The 16,575-nt window shown below is 65.3% G+C and carries 15 protein-coding genes; 8 read left to right on the forward strand and 7 right to left on the reverse strand.

The genetic code is table 11. The annotated features are described in order from the left end of the window. The first annotated feature begins 81 nt into the window (after positions 1-81). The 5 genes from AC07SZ_RS20165 to AC07SZ_RS20185 all read left to right on the forward strand — a co-directional run bounded on the left by AC07SZ_RS20165 (position 82) and on the right by AC07SZ_RS20185 (position 5,116). Entirely contained in the window at positions 82-1,200 is a 1,119-nt protein-coding gene (locus tag AC07SZ_RS20165) for a Gfo/Idh/MocA family protein (RefSeq protein ID WP_494915586.1), read from the forward strand. Next, the gene (gene iolE / locus AC07SZ_RS20170; RefSeq protein ID WP_494915588.1) at positions 1,197-2,096 is read left to right on the forward strand and encodes a myo-inosose-2 dehydratase; all 900 of its coding nucleotides are present in this window, start codon (positions 1,197-1,199) and stop codon (positions 2,094-2,096) included. The genes AC07SZ_RS20165 and iolE overlap by 4 nt, the downstream gene beginning before the upstream one ends. A 113-nt stretch (positions 2,097-2,209) precedes the next feature. Next, on the forward strand, positions 2,210-3,166 hold the full coding sequence (locus AC07SZ_RS20175) for a rhizopine catabolism ABC transporter substrate-binding protein (RefSeq protein WP_056578532.1): 957 nt from the start codon (positions 2,210-2,212) through the stop codon (positions 3,164-3,166). Positions 3,167-3,224: 58 nt separating this feature from the next. Next, positions 3,225-4,322, forward strand: coding sequence for an ABC transporter permease (locus AC07SZ_RS20180; protein ID WP_056578534.1), 1,098 nt, complete (start codon positions 3,225-3,227; stop codon positions 4,320-4,322). Further along, positions 4,322-5,116 (forward strand): ATP-binding cassette domain-containing protein, encoded by a 795-nt coding sequence (locus AC07SZ_RS20185; RefSeq protein WP_056578537.1) that lies wholly within the window; start codon positions 4,322-4,324, stop codon positions 5,114-5,116. Before AC07SZ_RS20180 ends, AC07SZ_RS20185 begins: the two co-directional genes overlap by 1 nt. A 109-nt stretch (positions 5,117-5,225) precedes the next feature. Here AC07SZ_RS20185 and AC07SZ_RS20190 read toward each other — a convergent pair whose 3' ends face one another. Genes AC07SZ_RS20190 through AC07SZ_RS20200 form a run of 3 tightly spaced genes read right to left on the reverse strand, consistent with a single transcriptional unit; the run spans position 5,226 to position 8,951 of the window. After that, the gene (locus AC07SZ_RS20190; RefSeq protein WP_494915590.1) at positions 5,226-5,369 is read right to left on the reverse strand and encodes a hypothetical protein; all 144 of its coding nucleotides are present in this window, start codon (positions 5,367-5,369) and stop codon (positions 5,226-5,228) included. Positions 5,370-5,383: 14 nt separating this feature from the next. Further along, positions 5,384-6,493, reverse strand: a complete 1,110-nt coding sequence (locus AC07SZ_RS20195) for a mandelate racemase/muconate lactonizing enzyme family protein (RefSeq protein ID WP_494915591.1) — start codon at positions 6,491-6,493, stop codon at positions 5,384-5,386. Positions 6,494-6,512: 19 nt separating this feature from the next. Continuing rightward, positions 6,513-8,951, reverse strand: a complete 2,439-nt coding sequence (locus AC07SZ_RS20200) for a GcvT family protein (RefSeq protein WP_494915592.1) — start codon at positions 8,949-8,951, stop codon at positions 6,513-6,515. 203 nt (positions 8,952-9,154) lie between these two features. Between AC07SZ_RS20200 and AC07SZ_RS20205 the strand changes: the two genes are divergently transcribed. Beyond that, positions 9,155-9,877 carry a Crp/Fnr family transcriptional regulator gene (locus tag AC07SZ_RS20205; protein WP_494915593.1) on the forward strand — a complete coding sequence of 241 codons (723 nt, stop codon included), beginning with the start codon at positions 9,155-9,157 and terminating at the stop codon, positions 9,875-9,877. A 30-nt stretch (positions 9,878-9,907) separates the two neighbouring features. Here the strand turns inward: AC07SZ_RS20205 and AC07SZ_RS20210 are convergent, their stop codons facing one another. The 4 genes from AC07SZ_RS20210 to AC07SZ_RS20225 are packed head-to-tail and all read right to left on the reverse strand — an operon-like array spanning position 9,908 to position 13,268. Beyond that, on the reverse strand, positions 9,908-10,351 hold the full coding sequence (locus tag AC07SZ_RS20210; RefSeq protein WP_494915595.1) for a hemerythrin domain-containing protein: 444 nt from the start codon (positions 10,349-10,351) through the stop codon (positions 9,908-9,910). Between the two features lie 24 nt (positions 10,352-10,375). Further along, entirely contained in the window at positions 10,376-10,507 is a 132-nt protein-coding gene (gene cydX / locus AC07SZ_RS20215) for a cytochrome bd-I oxidase subunit CydX (RefSeq protein WP_494915596.1), read from the reverse strand. Positions 10,508-10,526: 19 nt separating this feature from the next. After that, on the reverse strand, positions 10,527-11,681 hold the full coding sequence (gene cydB / locus AC07SZ_RS20220) for a cytochrome d ubiquinol oxidase subunit II (protein ID WP_494915597.1): 1,155 nt from the start codon (positions 11,679-11,681) through the stop codon (positions 10,527-10,529). 15 nt (positions 11,682-11,696) lie between these two features. Continuing rightward, positions 11,697-13,268, reverse strand: coding sequence for a cytochrome ubiquinol oxidase subunit I (locus AC07SZ_RS20225; RefSeq protein ID WP_494915599.1), 1,572 nt, complete (start codon positions 13,266-13,268; stop codon positions 11,697-11,699). Between the two features lie 100 nt (positions 13,269-13,368). Here AC07SZ_RS20225 and AC07SZ_RS20230 point away from each other — a divergent pair, with 100 nt between their 5' ends. After that, positions 13,369-14,979, forward strand: coding sequence for an ATP-binding cassette domain-containing protein (locus AC07SZ_RS20230; protein WP_494915600.1), 1,611 nt, complete (start codon positions 13,369-13,371; stop codon positions 14,977-14,979). Then, entirely contained in the window at positions 14,976-16,568 is a 1,593-nt protein-coding gene (locus AC07SZ_RS20235) for an ATP-binding cassette domain-containing protein (protein WP_494915601.1), read from the forward strand. Before AC07SZ_RS20230 ends, AC07SZ_RS20235 begins: the two co-directional genes overlap by 4 nt. Positions 16,569-16,575 lie beyond the last annotated feature (7 nt).

Genomic DNA, 16,575 nt, shown 5'->3' on the forward strand with positions numbered 1-16,575 from the left:
AATGGAATCTGGTTCTAACAATGGAACCAAAGGCGTCCTAGGCTCAAGAAAAAAGCGTTCGGATTCAGATGGGGCTGGCCGATGCAGCGCATGAAAGTGGGAGTGATCGGGGCGGGTGGCGTCGCCCAGGTCGAGCACATACCGAATCTGCTCAAGTTGCACCGGCAGTTCAAGATCGTTGGCGTCTACGATCCGTCGCGCAAGGTCCGTGCCTTCGTCGGCGAGGAATTCGGCCTCGAGACATTCCCTGATCTCGACGCGCTTCTCGCGATGCCGCTCGATGCCGTGGTCATCGCCTCGCCGGACGCGCTGCACCGCGAACAGACTCTCGCCGCCTTCGCCCGCGGGCTGCATGTCTTCTGCGAAAAGCCGCTTTGCTACAGCGCCGCGGACATCGACGAATTGATCGCCGCCAGGGATCGCGCCGGAAAGGTGCTCCAAGTCGGCTACATGAAGCGTTTCGACCCGAGCTACGAGGCGGCGCTGAAAATGCTGCCGGGCACGGCGCGGACGCTTCGCTACATTTCGGTCGAGGTCAACGATCCCGACGCCTGGCCCTTCATCCGGCACACCTCCACTCGCCGGGGTGACGACGTCGCGGAGGCGTTGGTTGCCTCGACCGAAGCCAAGCAGCGCGAGCAGGTGGACCGCGCGGTGCCCGGCATCGATCATCCTGACGCCTTTCGCGGCTTTGTCGGCGCCTATTGTTCCTCGATCGTCCATGACGTGAACGCCGTCCATGGGCTGCTCGATGCGCTCGGCGTCGCCGACGGCGAAATTGTCGGCGCCTCGCTTTTCGCCAGAGGCGAAGGCGGCCAGGGGACGGTCAGGCTGCTCGACGGCCAGGCGCTGTGGACCATGGCGCATGTCGCCATTCCGAGGCTGCCCGACTATCGCGAGCGCATCACGCTCTACTTCGACGACGCCTCGCTCGAGCTGGAATTCCCCTCGCCCTATCTCAACCACCAGCCGACGCGGCTGACGGTTCGCACCGGCAGCGGCCACACGCTTTCCAGCGCGGACATCCGCAGCGGCTACCAGGAGGCGTTCGTCGAGGAATTGAAAGGCTTCTGGTCGGCGATCGTCGAAGGCACGCCCGTGCGCAACACCGCCGAGCATGCCCGTCGCGACATGACGCTGCTGGCCGGCCTCGCCCGCCATCACCTTGCCCAGTCTAAGCAATCAGGAGTTCGCCCGTGAAGGTTCGCATCGGCATCAATCCGATCACCTGGACCAATGACGACGTGCCGGAACTCGGCGGCGACACGCCGCTGGAGGTGTGTCTGGCAGAAACCAGGCAGGCCGGCTATTCCGGCACCGAACTTGGCGGCAAGTTTCCGCGCCGGTCGGCCGAGCTGAAGCCGATCATGCAGCGCCATGGCCTTGCGGTGGTTTCCGGCTGGTATGATGGCCGCTGCGACGAAAAGGACGTCGGCGCGGAGATGGATGCGATCACGCCGCATCTCCAGCTTTTGAAGGATATGGGCTCGACTCATGTTGTCTATGCCGACACCTCGCGCGGGCGCCACAACGCCATCTGGGGGCCGATCTCGCAGCGCCCGGTCCTCAGCGCGGAGGAATGGCCGGCCTATGGCCGCAAGCTGACGGCGCTGGCCGAACGGATGGCGGATTTCGGCGTGCGCATGGCCTTTCACCACCATATGGGGACCATCGTCGAGACCGATGCCGAGGTGGCCCTCTTGATGCGCCACACCGGCCAAGCGGTCGGCCTGCTCTACGACACCGGCCATTCGATCTTTTCGGGCGGCGACCCGCTGGCCCTGATCAAGGCGCAGGTCAAACGCGTCGTGCATGTGCATTGCAAGGACACCCGCAAGGCCGTGCTCGAGCGTGCCCGCGCCAGGGACATGAGTTTCATGGGCGCGGTCATGGAAGGGATCTTCACCGTTCCCGGCGACGGCTCCATCGACTATCCCACTATTTTGCGGGTGCTGGCCGACAATGGTTACAGCGGCTGGCTGGTCGTCGAGGCCGAGCAGGATCCCAGCAGGGCGATCCCCCTGACCTATGCGACAATGGGCTTCCAGAACCTGTCGCGCATGGCGAAGGAAGCCGGATTTACCGTCATTGAATGATTGGGGCCGCGTGCGGCCCCCAGGGAACCAGTGCTGAGGAATGGAACTGGAATAAAGGGGCAACTGGAACCGCCGACCGTAATTGCGGCGGCGGAAAACAAACAGGAGGTTCTATGTTTTCGCTTGCGAAATTAGTAAAGCCTGCGCTTGGCCTTCTGGCCGGCTTCACGATGATGGCGGCGGCCACGACCCTTGCGGCCGCCGACGAGACGCGCGTGGTGTTCGTCACCCATGGCCAGAGCGGCGACCCCTACTGGTCGGTGGTCAAGAACGGCATGGACGATGCCGCCAAGACCCTGGGCGTGAAGGCCGAATACCTGGCGCCCGAAACCTTCGACATGGCCAAGATGGCGCAGATGATCGACGCCATCACGGCCTCGAAGCCCGACGGCATGGTTGTCTCGATCCCCGACGCCGCCGCCCTTTCAACGCCGGTCAAGAACGCGGTCGCCGCCGGCATCCCGGTGATCGTCATCGATTCCGGCGGCTCCAAGCTCACCCATGACCTTGGCGGCCTGCTGTTCATGGGGCAGGATGAATTCCAGGCGGGCGTCATGGCCGGCGAGCGCATCAAGGCGCTGGGCCTCACCAAGGCGGTCTGCGCCAACCATGAGGTCGGCAATTCGAGCCTTGACGACCGCTGCGCCGGCTTTGCCAAGGGTCTGGGCGTCGACGTTCCGGTGATGAACGGCGTCATCGACCCGACCGAAATGAAGAACCGCGTGATCGCCTACATGACCGCTCATGCCGACACACAGTTCATCCTCGCCGTCGGCGCCAGCGGCGCCGAGCCAACGCTGGCCGCCCTTGATGAAATGGGCCTCTCGGGCAAGGTGAAGACCGGCACCTTCGATCTCTCCCCCACGATCCTGCAGGCCGTCGTCGCCGGCAAGATGGAATGGGGCATCGACGCCCAGCAATATGCCATGGGCTATATCCCGGTCGCCATGTTCGACCTCTGGAAGAAGTACAAGATCATGCCGATCGCCGACTATCCGACCGGCCCCGGCTTCGTCACCAAGGACACCGCCGCCTCGGTTATCGAGCTGTCGAAACTCGGCAAGCGCTGACATTGGCGGCCGGGGCTTCGCTCCGGCCGCTTTTACTAGCTGAAGGGCAAAAGCAGCCATGGTTTCAGAGATTCGCGACGAGCGGGTCCGGTCGGTCTCACGCCTGAGCCGCCTGTTGAGCAGGCCGGAACTTGGCGCGGCGGCCGGCACCGTGCTGGTCTTCGTGTTCTTCGCCGTCACGGCGGGAAGCTCAGGACTTTTCAGTGCCAAGGGCATCGTCAACTTCCTCGAAGTCTCGGCCCAGCTTGGCATTCTCGCCGCACCCGTGGCCCTGCTGATGATCGCCGGCGAGTTCGACCTGTCGGTTGGCTCGATGATAGGCTTTGCCGGCATCCTCATCGCCATCCCTTCGGTGTTCTGGGGCTGGCCGATCTGGCTTTCGCTGCTGTTCACCTTCGCCGTCTGCGGTGGCATCGGCGCGTTGAACGGGCTCGCCGTCGTCAGGACCGGCCTCCCGTCCTTCATCGTGACGCTCGGCAGCCTGTTCATGCTGCGCGGCCTCACGCTCGGCCTCACGCGCGGCATTTCAGGGCGAACCCAGGTCTCGGGCGTGCATGAACTGGCGTTGCACGATCCGCTCAACAGCCTGTTCTCGGGGCAGGTGTTCTCCGGCCTGATCGCCTGGCTTTCCGACATCGGCCTGATCGGCAAGCGGGCGGACGGTCTGCCGTCCATATCAGGCATTCCGGTGTCGATCGTGTGGTGGATCGTGCTGACACTGGCCTGCACCTGGCTGCTGACGCGCAGCCGCTTCGGCAACTGGATCTTCGCCGCCGGCGGAGAAGCCAATGCCGCGCGCAATCTCGGCGTGCCGGTGGCGCGCACAAAGATCACGCTGTTCGTCATGACCGCACTTGCGGCAGCCCTGTTCGCGGCGATCCAGGTGCTGGTCACCGGCTCGGCCGACACGCTGCGCGGCACGCAGAAGGAATTCGAGGCCATCATCGCCGTCGTCATCGGCGGCACGCTGCTCACCGGCGGCTATGGATCGGCCATCGGCGCCATGTTCGGCGCCCTGATCTTCGGCGTGGTGCAGATGGGCATCTTCTACACCGGCATCGATACGGACTGGTTCAAGCTGTTCATGGGCGCCATGATGGTCATCGCGGTGCTGTTCAACAGCTATGTGCGCAACCGCGCCATGAGGAGCCGGTGATGGCCGAGCCCTATGTCGAACTGAAATCGGTGAGCAAATATTTCGGCTCGGTCGTCGCACTCAAGGACGTGTCTTTCGATGTCTGCCCCGGCGAGGTGCATTGCCTGCTCGGCGACAATGGCGCCGGCAAATCGACGCTGATCAAGACGCTGTCGGGCGTCTACACGCCGGACGAAGGCGAAATCCGCGTCCAGGGCAAGCCGACACGGTTCGCCTCGCCCGCCGATACCCGCGACAGCGGCATCGCCACGGTCTACCAGGACCTGGCGCTGGTGCCGCTGATGAGCGTGGCGCGCAACTTCTTCCTCGGGCGCGAACCGATGCGCAAGTTCGGGCCGATCAGCCAGTTCGACAGCGACTTCGCCAACCGCACCGCCCATGACGAGATGTCGGCCATGGGGATCCAGCTGCGTGATCCCGAACAGCCCGTCGGCACGCTGTCGGGCGGCGAACGGCAATGCCTGGCCATTGCGCGTGCCGTCTATTTCGGCGCCAAGGTGCTGATCCTCGACGAGCCGACATCGGCGCTGGGGGTCCATCAGGCATCCGTGGTCCTGAAGCTCATCGTCCAGTCCAAGGCGCGCGGCATCGGCGTCATCTTCATTTCCCACAACGTCCATCACGCCTATGTCGTGGGCGACCGCTTCACGCTCTTGAAGCGCGGCCGGAGCACCGGCACCTACGCCAAGGGCGAAATCGACCGCGATCAGCTGCTCAATCTGATGGCCGGCGGCAAGGAACTGGTGGACCTGGAACAGGAATTGGCAAAATCGGCCAAGAACGGCCCGGCTTGAGGCGCGGCGCGCCTTTGCCGGCAACGAAACGCGCCGCCAAACAAGCACTCACGCGGGCGAAGGCGCGCATGGCTGCCTTGCCGCTCGAGGCAGCCATTGGCGCCAGGCATCAGGCGCAGATGCGACGAAAAAGCGTTTCCACAATCACGTCGAAACGTTCCGGGTCATCAAGCGCCCGGGCCGCAGGCATGGCTCCGTATACGGTCGCCATGAATGCTTGTGCCTCGATGTCGGGGGATGCCTCGATATGCACCGCCCCTGCTCTGATCAGACTCCGTATGTGGCGATCGGCTGGCCGAACATGCCGGGCTCGGGCTTCACGCCCAGTCCGGGCCGCTGCGGCACGGCGATATGCCCCTCGCGGATGACAACCGGATTGCCAGGGTCGAAATGCCCGTCGATATACTCCTGGGCGATCCATGCGCCTTCCATCCGGCGCGGCTCGACGGTCGCCGCGAGATGAACGCAGGCCGCCGCGATGATGTCGCCTCCCCAGGCATCGTCGCAGCTGTGCGGCAGCGAGCGGATGGCGCAAAGGTCGCGCACGGTCGTCATCTTGGTGAGGCCGCCAAGGCGGGTGACCTTGAAGCCGAAACCATCCGCGATGCCCAGCGAGATCGCCCGCAGCACCACGTTCTGGTCCTCGGTGCTCTCGTCGAGATAGACCGGATGTGTGACGCGCCCCTTCAGCGTCGCGACCTCGTCCATGGTGTTGCAGGGCTGTTCTAGGACGAAAGGGATCGCCTGGCAGAGCCTGTCGAGATGGATTGCCGCGGCCGCCGTCAGGCCTCTGTTGCCGTCCACAGCGATGCGCGCCTTGTAGCCGACCGCCTCCCAGACCTTGTGGACAGTGGCCACGTCCTCTTCGAGATTACGCCCCGAAATCTTGACCTGCAGACGCGGATAGCCTGCCTTCACCTTGTCGGCCGCGATCCTGGCCGTTTCATCCGGCGGGCCGACGATCAGCGAATAGTAGGCCGGTACGCGGTCCGTGAGCGCGCCGCCCAGAAGCGTCGACACGGGCACGCCGAGCTTCTGGCCGAGGAGGTCGAGAAAGGCCATGTCGAACGCGGCCTTGGCGTAGCCATGCCCGTTCAGGCGCTCGTCCATCCGCTTCGCCAGAAGCCTGATCGACGCAATCTCCGCGCCGATCAGGCCTGGGGCAATTTCGGCGATCGCGGCGCGGGCGCCGAGCGCGTGATGCGGCTGGTAGATCGGTCCGATCGGGCAGGTCTCGCCCCAGCCGGTCAGGCCGTCATCCGTCACGATCTCGACCAGGGTACTGTCCAGCGACTTTACGTCGTCGCTGGCCATGCGATAGGCGCCGCCCTTGACGGGCAGCCGCGCCGTGTAGACGTTGATCCGGTCGATGCGCATCTTCTCTCGGCCCTTGCGATCAGCCGCGCGCCCTGGCCGAGCTGGGATCGTAGGGCGAGTCCGCGATCACCTCGGCGACCTTCCATTCGCCCAGGATCGCCACGTCGAGCTTGGTGCCGGGCTTGCCGAGGCGCTCGGGCAACAGCGCCAGCGCCACGTCATGCCCGAGCGTATAGCCATAGCCGCCCGATGTGATGCGCCCGAGGAGTTCGCCATCGATGTAGAGGCCCTCGTTGGCAAGCGTGCTGGCGCCGTCGGTCTCTATCCTGAGCGTCACCGACCGGCGCTGGTCGTTACGATCCTTGTATTTCAGCACCGCCTCGCGGCCGACGAAATCGCCCTTGTCGAGGCGGATGAACCGCTCGAGCCCGCTCTCCAGCGCGTTGAGCTCGGGATTCATGTCCCGGTACATGGCGCGGTAGGATTTCTCCAGCCGCAGCGATTCCAGCGCATGCAGCCCGACGAGCCGCATGCCGTGTTTCTCACCTTGCTTCAGGATCGCGTCGAGCAATTGCCGCTGGTAGGCCATCGGATGATAGAGCTCCCATCCGAGCTCGCCTTCGTAGTTGACGCGCAGCAGCCGCACGTCGCTGGCAAGCGCCACGCTGCCGGTCTTCACCCCGAACCAGGGAAAGGCGGCGTTCGACAGGTCGATCTCGGTGAGCGGCTGCAGCACATCTCGCGCGTTCGGCCCGACGACCGTGAAGCAGCCGCGCTCATTGGTGACGTTCTTCAAGCTGACACCGCCGTCGGCGGGGAGCAGTTTTGAGAGGTCGTCGTAATTCCAGCGCTCCGCGCGCGGCGTCGAGATGAGATAGAAGCCATCGTCGGCGAGGCGCGCCACCATGTATTCCGCCTGCACCCCGCCCGCGGGGGTGAGGTGATGCGCCAGAACAGCCTTGCCGACTGCTGGCAGGCGGTTGGCAAGGATCCTGTCGAGCCAGGCGGCCGCGTTTGCTCCCGAGACCTCGAACTTGGTCATCGGCGTCATCTCGACCAGGCCAACGGCATTGCGCACGGCCTGGACTTCCTCGCCGACGAAAACGCCCTTGGCGGTCCAGCGCCAGCTATACTGGTCCTTGGCCTCGACGCCCTTGGGCGCGAACCAGTTGGGCATCTCCCAGCCGTTGAGCACGCCCCAGACCGCGCCCAACTCGCTCAGCCGCGCGTAGGATGGCGCAGTCTTCTGCGGCCGGGCGGCAGGCATGTCCTGTCCGGGATATTTCTGCTCCGCATGCGTGCCCCAGGCTTCGCGGACTTTCTCGCGCGTCCAGGCCTTGTTGGCGTAGTCGCCGAAGCGGCGAGGATCCAAATCCGAGGTGTCGAGGCTGTTGCCGCCTTCGACGATCCGCTCCGACAGATAGTAGCCGATCGTGCCGCCCCACAGGATACCGCCCGGCACGCCCTCGGCCAGCCACACATTGGGCAGGCCCCAGGCCGGTCCCATCAGCGGAAGCTCGTCCGCCGTCATCTGGAAGGGGCCGCGGACATTGGCCTTGATGCCGGCTCGTCCCAGTGACGGCACAAGTTGCGTTGCCTGCTCCCAGTTCCATGATACCGCCTCGAAATCCTCTTCGACGAGGTCCGCGCCGAACCAGGTGGGAACGCCATCCTCGGCAAACAGCTTGAGGTGTTCGGTCCGCTCATAGGGCCCGAACATGAAGCCGTCGCCCTCCTCGCGCAGATAGCCCTCAAAACCCTCGTCGCGCAGGATCGGCATTTCGGGACGTCCCTGCTTTTTGCGCTCCACGACCTCCGGCACCGGCTCGGTGATCCAGTACTGGTGCAGGATCGGAATGGCGGAGATCTCGAGGCCGAGCAGCGCGCCGGTCTGGCGCGCGTAATTGCCGGTCGCGCAGACCACATGCTCGCAGGTGATGTCGCCCTTGTTCGTCTGGACCCGCCATTCGCCGCCGGCGGTCCGCTGGAAGCCGGTGACCTCCGTGTTCAGATAGATCTTGGCGCCCAGATCCCGCGCGCCCTTGGCCATGGCATGGGTCACGTCGGCCGGCGCGATATGGCCGTCGTCTGGATGATAGAGCGCGCCGAGCATGTGCTTGTTGTCGAGAAGCGGGCACAGCGCCCTCGCCTCCGCCGGCGACAGCAGATGCGCCCGCATGCCCTGAACGTCGGCGACGCTCATATAGCTCTTGTATTCGTCGAGCCGGTCCCTGGAATTGGCGATGCGCAGCTGGCCGCATTTGTGCCATCCGACTGGCTGCCCGGTCTCGGCCTCCAGCCCCTCATAGATCTCGATGGTCTTGTTGATCATCCGGCCGACATTGATGTTGCGGGCGTAGGACGGGACGAGGCCCGCCGCATGCCAGGTCGAGCCGGCCGTCAACTGGGTGCGTTCGAGCAGTGCGACGTCGGTCCAGCCGCGTTTGGCAAGACCGTACAGGATACCCGCGCCGACGCATCCGCCGCCAACAATCACCACCCGCGCATGTGTCTGCATCGATCCACCAAATCCCTGGCATTTTCAACGAACCATCGTCGAGGCTACAGGCGGCGAAAGCCCCTGTAACGTCTTCAAAAACTGGGGATCATGATAAGCTGGATTTATGCAGCTGGGCCCTTTCGGCAGCGCATATGCGCCGTCGCTAAAGTCCTCCCCCACGCGTTGCCCCTGCCGGCTGGTAACACTATAGATGGACCATCGTGCGCGAAGACATTCACACGACGGGCATTCCTGTTCTCTGCGTTTCATGCGAAGCGCGGCATCGCGGCATTTGCGGCGCCCTCAACCCCGATCAGCTTGTCGCCCTGTCCAAGTCGACGAAACGGCACAGGGCGGAGACAGGCAAGGAATTGATAAGCGACTGCGGAAGCGTCGACCGGTTCTCCAACGTTCTTTCCGGTGTCGTGAAACTCACCAAGACGCTGTCCGACGGCCGCCAGCAGATCGTCGGCCTGCAGTTCGCTCCCGATTTTCTGGGCAGGCCTTTCCAGGCCGAGAGCACATTGATCGCGGAAGCCGCGACCAATGTCGAGTTGTGCTCTTTTCCGCGCCAGACGCTGGAGCGGATGATGAAGGAGCAACCCGACCTCGAGCATCGGGTGCTCGAACAGAAATTGCGCGAACTGGACCAGGCGCGCGACTGGATGGTGGCGCTCGGCCGCAAGACCGCCGCCGAGAAGATCGCGAGCTTCCTGTTGATGATCGCGCGCAACATAGATCCGGCCGCCGGCCCGGAACACCGCGTCACCGCTTTCGACCTGCCGCTGTCGCGCGCCGAAATCGCGGATTTCCTCGGCCTGACCATCGAAACGGTGAGCCGGCAATTGACCAGGCTGCGGGGCGACAACGTCATTCGCATCGACAACAACCGTCACATTGTCGTCGGCGACCTCGCGCGCCTGGCAGCGCGTTCCGGGGACTGATCGCCAACCAGACGCGATGCGATGAAGCGCTCAGCGCTGCCCGAGAATCCCCGGCAGCACATGGTCGCGCTCGAAGGCGATATGGCGCCGCATGGATTCGAACAGCGCGCGCAGCATGTAGCCGAGCGCCTCGGGGTTCTCGATGGGCCTCCCGTGGCCATGCGCAAGCAGGATCTCACTGAGATCAGCCGCCGCGCAATCGTCCTCCAGATGCTCCATCTTGAGCCGCGCGACGATGTCTTCCCCGCCCTGGAGCCGCGCGAAGGCGGGGAAGACAGTGTCTTCCTCGAAGCGATGGCACTCTCGCAGCACCGGCAACAGATCGGCCGCCACGGCAAGGCACTGGAAGCGGTCGACGCGCGACGGCAGATCGTCGGCGATGCCTTCAAGCATGTGACAGAGCGCAAGCATCCGCACATGCGCCCGCTTCATGTCCGCCGGCCCGCGCAGCGGTCCGAGATTAGACTCGTTCATGATGCCTCCTCCGCCACGGCGGGCTCAAGGCGTGGGCAGGGCGACGGTGTCCTCGGCGGGCTCCTCGCGGACGGTGCGCAGCTCATACCAGAGCGCATTGAGGATGCCGACGGAGGCGGCCAGTCCGAGGCCGAGGATCCAGGCAAAAAACCACATGGTCAAAACTCCGGTTGAATCAGTAGGCCGACGAGCCGGCTTTCTCGACGCTCTTCTCGCCGACCTTGCCCCACAGCACGCTGTAGACCCACGCGGTGTAGGCAAGGATCAGCGGCAGGAAGATCACCGTGGCGATCAGCATGTTGCGCAGCGTGACGCGGCTCGAAGAGGCATCGAACACGGTCAGCGAATGGCTGGGATTGCTGCTCGACGGCAGAAGGATGGGGAACATGGCAAGCCCCACCGTCGCGATGATCATCGCAACGCCGAACTGCGAGGCAAGGAAGGTCCAGCCTTCACGCCGGGCCCGGAAGCCGATGGCCGCCAGCAGCGGTGCGACGACACCGAGCGCCGGCACGATCCACAGCAGCGGATGAGCATGGAAATTCGCCAGCCAGGCACCGCTGTCCGCCGACACCGTCTTGAGCAGCGGATTGGACGGCCCGTCCCACACGATCGGCGAGGTCACGCGGTAGCCGCCGAGCAGGCCGAGCCAGACCAGCACGCCACCGCCGGCAAAGAGCAGCGAAGTGATGACAGCGGACCTGGCGCCGACCGCGCGCGCTCGGTCCCCGACGATGCCTTCCGCCTTGAACGCGAGCCAGGCCGCGCCGTGGGTTATCAGCATGGCGACCGAGACGAGGCCGCAATAGAGCGCGAGCGGGTTGAGCAGGCCGAACAGGCTGCCTTCATAGATGGGGCGCAGATCCGGTGTGAAATGGAACGGCACGCCCTGCAGCGTGTTGCCGAGGGCGACGCCGAAGATGAGCGCCGGCACCGCGCCACCGACGAAGAGCGCCCAGTCCCAGCGGCCGCGCCAGGCGGGATCGGGCCGCTTCGAGCGATACTTGAACGCAACGGGGCGCAGGATCAGCGCCAGAAGCACCAGGAACATGGCAAGGTAGAAACCTGAAAAGCTCAGCGCGTAGAGGGCCGGCCACGCCGCGAAGATGGCGCCGCCGCCCAGGATGAACCACACCTGGTTGCCTTCCCAGACCGGGCCGATTGTGTTGATCGCTACACGCCGTTCGGCATCGGTCCTTGCAACGAAGGGCAGCAGCGCGCCCACGCCCATGTCGAAACCGTCGGTCGTGGCGAAACCTATCAGGAGGATGCCGAGCAGGATCCACCAGATCACGCGCAGCGTTTCATAGTCGAAGAGAAAGTCGATCATCGTCGTGATCCTTTTTCACTCTGCGGGTTGCAGTGCGGGGTCGGCGTTCGGGCGCAGGTCATCGATGACCCTGGCGATCTCGGGCCCCTTGCGGATTGCGGCCAGCATCAGCTTGACCTCGATGATGGCGAGCACGCCGTAGACGAGCGTGAAGCCGGAGATGGTGAGCGCCAGGTCGGTGACGCCAAGCTCGGATGTGGCGAGGAAGGTCGGCAGCACGCCATCGATGATCCAGGGCTGGCGTCCGAACTCCGCCACGAACCAGCCGACCTCGATGGCGATCCAGGGCAGCGGCATGGCGATGAGCGCGGCACGAAAGAGCCAGCGTGGCGCTTCGGTCTCCCGTGTGGTGTGCCACAGCGACACCGCGAACAGCGCGGCGAGCACGAAACCGCAGGCCACCATCAGCCGGAAGCCGAAGAACAGCAGCGGCACGTAAGGCACGGTCGACCAGGCGGCATCCTTGATCTGCTGCTCGCTCGCCTGCCTCGGATCCGGCAGGTACCGCTTGAGCAGCAGCGCGTAGCCGAGATCCCCGGAGCTGGCATCGAAGGCGGCGCGGGCGGCGGTATCGGTGCGATCCGACTTGATCTTCTCCAGCGCGTCATAGGCGGCGATACCGTTGCGGATGCGCATTTCGGCATGGGCGACCAGTTCGTCGATGCCGGCGATCTGCCTGTCGATCGAGCGTGTGCCGATGATGCCCATCACCCACGGGATGCGGATGGCGAAATGCGTCTCGCGGTCGCTTTGGCTGGGAATGCCGAATGCCGTGAATGACGCCGGCGCGGGCTCCGTCTCCCACATGGCCTCGATGGCCGCGAGCTTCATTTTCTGGTTGTCGGTCAGCGCATAGCCGCTTTCGTCGCCGAGCACGATCACCGAGAGTGACGAGGCCAGGCCGAAGGCCGAGGCAATGACGAAAGAGCGCTTGGCGAGCTGGACATGGCGCCCGCGCAGCAGGTACCAGGCCGAAACGCCGAGCACGAAGGTGGCCGCGCAGACATAGCCGGCCGAAACGGTGTGCACGAACTTCGCCTGCGCCACCGGATTGAAGATCACCGCCATGAAGTCGGTGACCTCCATGCGCATCGTGTCCGGGTTGAAGGCCGAGCCGACCGGATTCTGCATCCAGCCATTGGCGATCAGGATCCAGAGCGCGGAGAAATTGGTGCCAAGCGCCATCAACCAGGTCACGATCATATGCGCGCGGGCCGACAGCCTGTCCCAGCCGAAGAAGAAGAGCCCGACAAAGGTGGCTTCGAGGAAGAAAGCCATCAGGCCCTCGATGGCGAGCGGCGCGCCGAACACGTCGCCGACATAGTGCGAATAGTAGGCCCAGTTCATGCCGAACTGGAATTCCATGGTGATGCCGGTGGCGACGCCGAGGGCGAAATTGATGCCGAACAGCACGCCCCAGAACTTGGTCATGTCGCGCCAGATGGTGCGACGGGTCATGACATAGACGGTCTCCGTCATGGCGATCAGGATGGAGAGGCCAAGCGTCAGCGGCACGAACAGGAAATGGTAGAGGGCTGTCAGCGCGAACTGCAGCCGGGATAGGTCAACGAGGAGAAAGTCGGGCATGGGAGCATCCTTTTTGGACACCCGCTCATAACGCGCCGCGAACATCCGCGGCTTGATCTGGATCATTTCGTTTCATCATTGCGTGTGCGAGAGCCGGGGCATGAAAACGTCAGCTGTTCCCGCACCGGATCCGAAGGGCATCCCCTCCGGCCCCGCCCCTTTCCAGGCACTGTCGATCGCCGAACGGCTGGCAAGGCGCGGCTTGCGTCGGCTGCTCGTCCTGCAAGTCGCGCGCACCGGGCTGCGCCTCGGCTTCGCCGCGTCGGCGGCGATCGCCACCGGACGGCTGGTGATGGGCGATCCCGTCGATCCATGGCTGGCCGCGGCTGTGATCGTGCTTCTCGCTTCTCTTTGCCTCGCCGGGCTCGCCTCAGACAGGGCGCAGGCATCGGCCGAAACCGCCGTGTCGGTAGGGTTGCGCGGGGCTGCGGGCGAGCGCCTGGACGACATGCCGGCGCGACAACTGCAATCGCTGTCGGTCGGCGGCGTCATCGTCTCGATGCAGCGACATCCCGAGGCGGTGGCCGGCCTTGTCGTCGGCCATCGCGCGGCCAGCAGGATGATGGGTGCCGGACCGGTGCTTGCGGCCATCGCACTTTTCCTCGTTTCCTGGCAGGCTGCGCTGCTGGTCGTGTGCCTGACGCCGGTGATGATCCTGTTCCTCGCGCTGGTGGGCGATGCCATCCGCCGGCGCGCCGACGCCCAGGAACACGCCTTCGGCCGGTTGGCGGGCCAGTTCGCCGACCGCATCCGCACGCTGCCCACGATCCTCGCCAACCACGCGATGGCCACCGAGGACGCCAAGCTGGCCCGACGCCTCGAAACCTATGCGGACAACACCATGAGCGTGCTGCGCATCGCTTTCATCAATGCCGGCATCATCGACTTCTTCGCATCGCTGTCGATCGCCATCCTCGCCGTCTTCCTCGGCCTTGGCCATCTGAAGCTCGCGATGATTCCTGGCTTCTCCAACCTCGCGCTCTGGCAGAGCCTGTTCATCCTGATGATCGCGCCGGAATATTTCGCACCCTTCCGGCGCTTTTCGGAACAGTATCATGCCAAGGCGGAAGGCCTAGCCGCGGCGGCCGCACTTGACCGGCTGCTCGATGCCGAGCCGGTCGGGGCAAAGGCCTTGCCGGTTCTCGACCGCCTGTCCCTGGCGTTGCCGGAACAGGGCCTCGTCGCCATTGTCGGCCCGAGCGGATCAGGCAAGTCGACATTGCTGCGCCGACTGGCCGGGCTCGAACCAGGCGGAGCGCTCGACGCCGATGCACTCGCCGGCCGGGAAATCGCCTGGGTTTCCACCGACAGCTACGTGCCCGAGGGAACGCTTGCCGAGGCCCTTTCATGGAGTATCGACGTGCCGGCCGGGGACAACCTCAAGGCAGCCGCCGGCGCGATCGGCCTGGTCAACGATGCGCTGTTGCCCGGCGGCCTCGAAGCCAGGCTGGACAGGGGCGGAGCCAATCTTTCCGGTGGGCAACGACTGCGCATCGCGGTCGCCCGCGCGCAGCTTTCCGGCCGGATCGTACTGGCCGATGAACCCACGGCAAAGCTCGACCGCCAGACGGCCGAAGCGGTGCGGCGCATGCTGCTTGCGATCTCGCGATCGCGGCTTGTCGTCGTGGCCACCCATGACCGCGATCTCGCCGCCGCCGCGGACATGACGGTCGATCTCACCCCCAACGATGCCATCGAGGTGGCGGCATGAACACTCTCCTTCAATCCTCGAGCCGGAAGTCGTGGCGGCTGGCTACGGGCTTTGCCTTCTCGGCACTCTGCTGCGGCGTATTGCTCGGCGGTGTTTCCGCCTGGCTGTTGGGATCGGTGGCGATCGCCGGCCTTTCCGCCACCGCCTTCACCTTCAACTTCCACATACCGGCCGCGCTGATCAGGCTGTTCGCGGTGGGCCGCACGGCCGCCCGCTATGGCGAGCGGCTGGCCGGCCACAAGGCAGCACTCGCGGACCAGGTCGCGCATCGCGTCGAACTTTTCGCCGCGATGGCGGCGGCGCCCGCCGTGCGCCGGGCCGGGTGGCAGCTCGGCGATGACGCAAGGCTGGCCGACTATCTCGATGATGTCGAGGATCTCGACTACGCCCGGCTGCGTGCCGGCCTGCCGGCGCTGACGCTGGCCTGCGGCCTCCCCGTCCTCATCGCCGGTTCGGCGGTGCTCGTACCGCCCTCGCTTCTACCGATCCTGCTTCTGCTGCTCGCCATCCTGTTCGCGGGGAACCGGGTGGCCAAGGCTGGCGCCATGGCATGGGAGCGCGCCAGGTCGATGCGTCGCGGGGGCGCAGGCAGGCTTGGCGCGGCCATGGCGTCAGCCGTTCCGCTCAAGGCCGAGGGTGCCTGGCGCCACGAGTGTGGCGAGGCGCTTGCCGCACTCTCCCGAGCGGATGGCGAGATGCTTGCCCTTCGCCGCCTGCAGGCCGGGCTCGACACGCTCTGCGCCGCCCTCGGTCCGATCGGCGGCATAAGCGTGATGGCGGCTGCCTGGTATGCCGGCCGGCAAGGCACGGAGCTTCTCCTGCCAATGCTGCTCGCGTTCTCATGGTTGGCGCTGGGCGAAGCGCTGAACGGCGCGTCGCGAATGCTCGTGGCCGTGCTTCGCCGCAATGCCGCCCGGGCCGAGATCGGCAGGTGGACCGAGGCCGCTTCGGCGGACAGGCAAGCGCACATGCCGACCGAACCGCGCCAACTGCGCAACGGCGCCCTGCAGCGCCGCGCGCCGGACGACCGTCCCATTGGTGCACCGGTCGCGCTGACACTTGAAAGAGGTCGGCCGACGGTGTTCGTCGGCGCCAGCGGCTCGGGCAAGACCAGCCTGCTCAAGCAGGTCGCCGGCTGGATCGGCGAGGATGGATTTGCCGCCGGCGACCGCATCCTGTCGGCAGGCGAGCGGCGGGCACTCTCGGCACTGGTGCTCCATGATGCTGTCATCATGGAGGACACTGTGCGCGCCAACCTCTTCGTCGGCAACGCACCGGACGCGGCCCTGTGGCGCGCGCTGGAAATCGTCGAGATGGACCGGCGAATCCGTGAGGCAGGCGGGCTGGATACCTGGATCAGGCAAGACCGGTTTTCGCTCGGCGAGGTGCAGCGCATCAACCTCGCGCGCGCCTGGCTGTCCGCCATGCCGCTGGTGCTGCTCGACGAGCCGACGGAGCATCTCGACGACGAGCAGGGCGAGCGCATCCTGGAGCGGCTGCTCGCCCAGCTGAGCGACCGGATCGTCGTCATTTCCACCCATCGCGCGTTCCCGCTTCGCGACATGGGAACCATCGAGCTGAAACCTTGAACCCGGG

The sequence above is a fragment of the Mesorhizobium sp. GW821-FHT07A06 genome, assembly GCF_059419085.1.

Excerpts from the sequence above, each read along its gene's own strand:
- AC07SZ_RS20165 (WP_494915586.1), top strand. The coding sequence starts at position 82 with ATGCAGCGCATGAAAGTGGGAGTGATCGGGGCGGGTGGCGTCGCCCAG.
- AC07SZ_RS20175 (WP_056578532.1), top strand. The coding sequence starts at position 2,210 with ATGTTTTCGCTTGCGAAATTAGTAAAGCCTGCGCTTGGCCTTCTGGCC.
- AC07SZ_RS20180 (WP_056578534.1), top strand. The coding sequence starts at position 3,225 with ATGGTTTCAGAGATTCGCGACGAGCGGGTCCGGTCGGTCTCACGCCTG.
- AC07SZ_RS20185 (WP_056578537.1), top strand. The coding sequence starts at position 4,322 with ATGGCCGAGCCCTATGTCGAACTGAAATCGGTGAGCAAATATTTCGGC.
- AC07SZ_RS20195 (WP_494915591.1), bottom strand. The coding sequence starts at position 6,493 with ATGCGCATCGACCGGATCAACGTCTACACGGCGCGGCTGCCCGTCAAG.
- AC07SZ_RS20200 (WP_494915592.1), bottom strand. The coding sequence starts at position 8,951 with ATGCAGACACATGCGCGGGTGGTGATTGTTGGCGGCGGATGCGTCGGC.
- AC07SZ_RS20210 (WP_494915595.1), bottom strand. The coding sequence starts at position 10,351 with ATGAACGAGTCTAATCTCGGACCGCTGCGCGGGCCGGCGGACATGAAG.
- cydX (WP_494915596.1), bottom strand. The coding sequence starts at position 10,507 with ATGTGGTTTTTTGCCTGGATCCTCGGCCTCGGACTGGCCGCCTCCGTC.
- cydB (WP_494915597.1), bottom strand. The coding sequence starts at position 11,681 with ATGATCGACTTTCTCTTCGACTATGAAACGCTGCGCGTGATCTGGTGG.
- AC07SZ_RS20225 (WP_494915599.1), bottom strand. The coding sequence starts at position 13,268 with ATGCCCGACTTTCTCCTCGTTGACCTATCCCGGCTGCAGTTCGCGCTG.
- AC07SZ_RS20230 (WP_494915600.1), top strand. The coding sequence starts at position 13,369 with ATGAAAACGTCAGCTGTTCCCGCACCGGATCCGAAGGGCATCCCCTCC.
- AC07SZ_RS20235 (WP_494915601.1), top strand. The coding sequence starts at position 14,976 with ATGAACACTCTCCTTCAATCCTCGAGCCGGAAGTCGTGGCGGCTGGCT.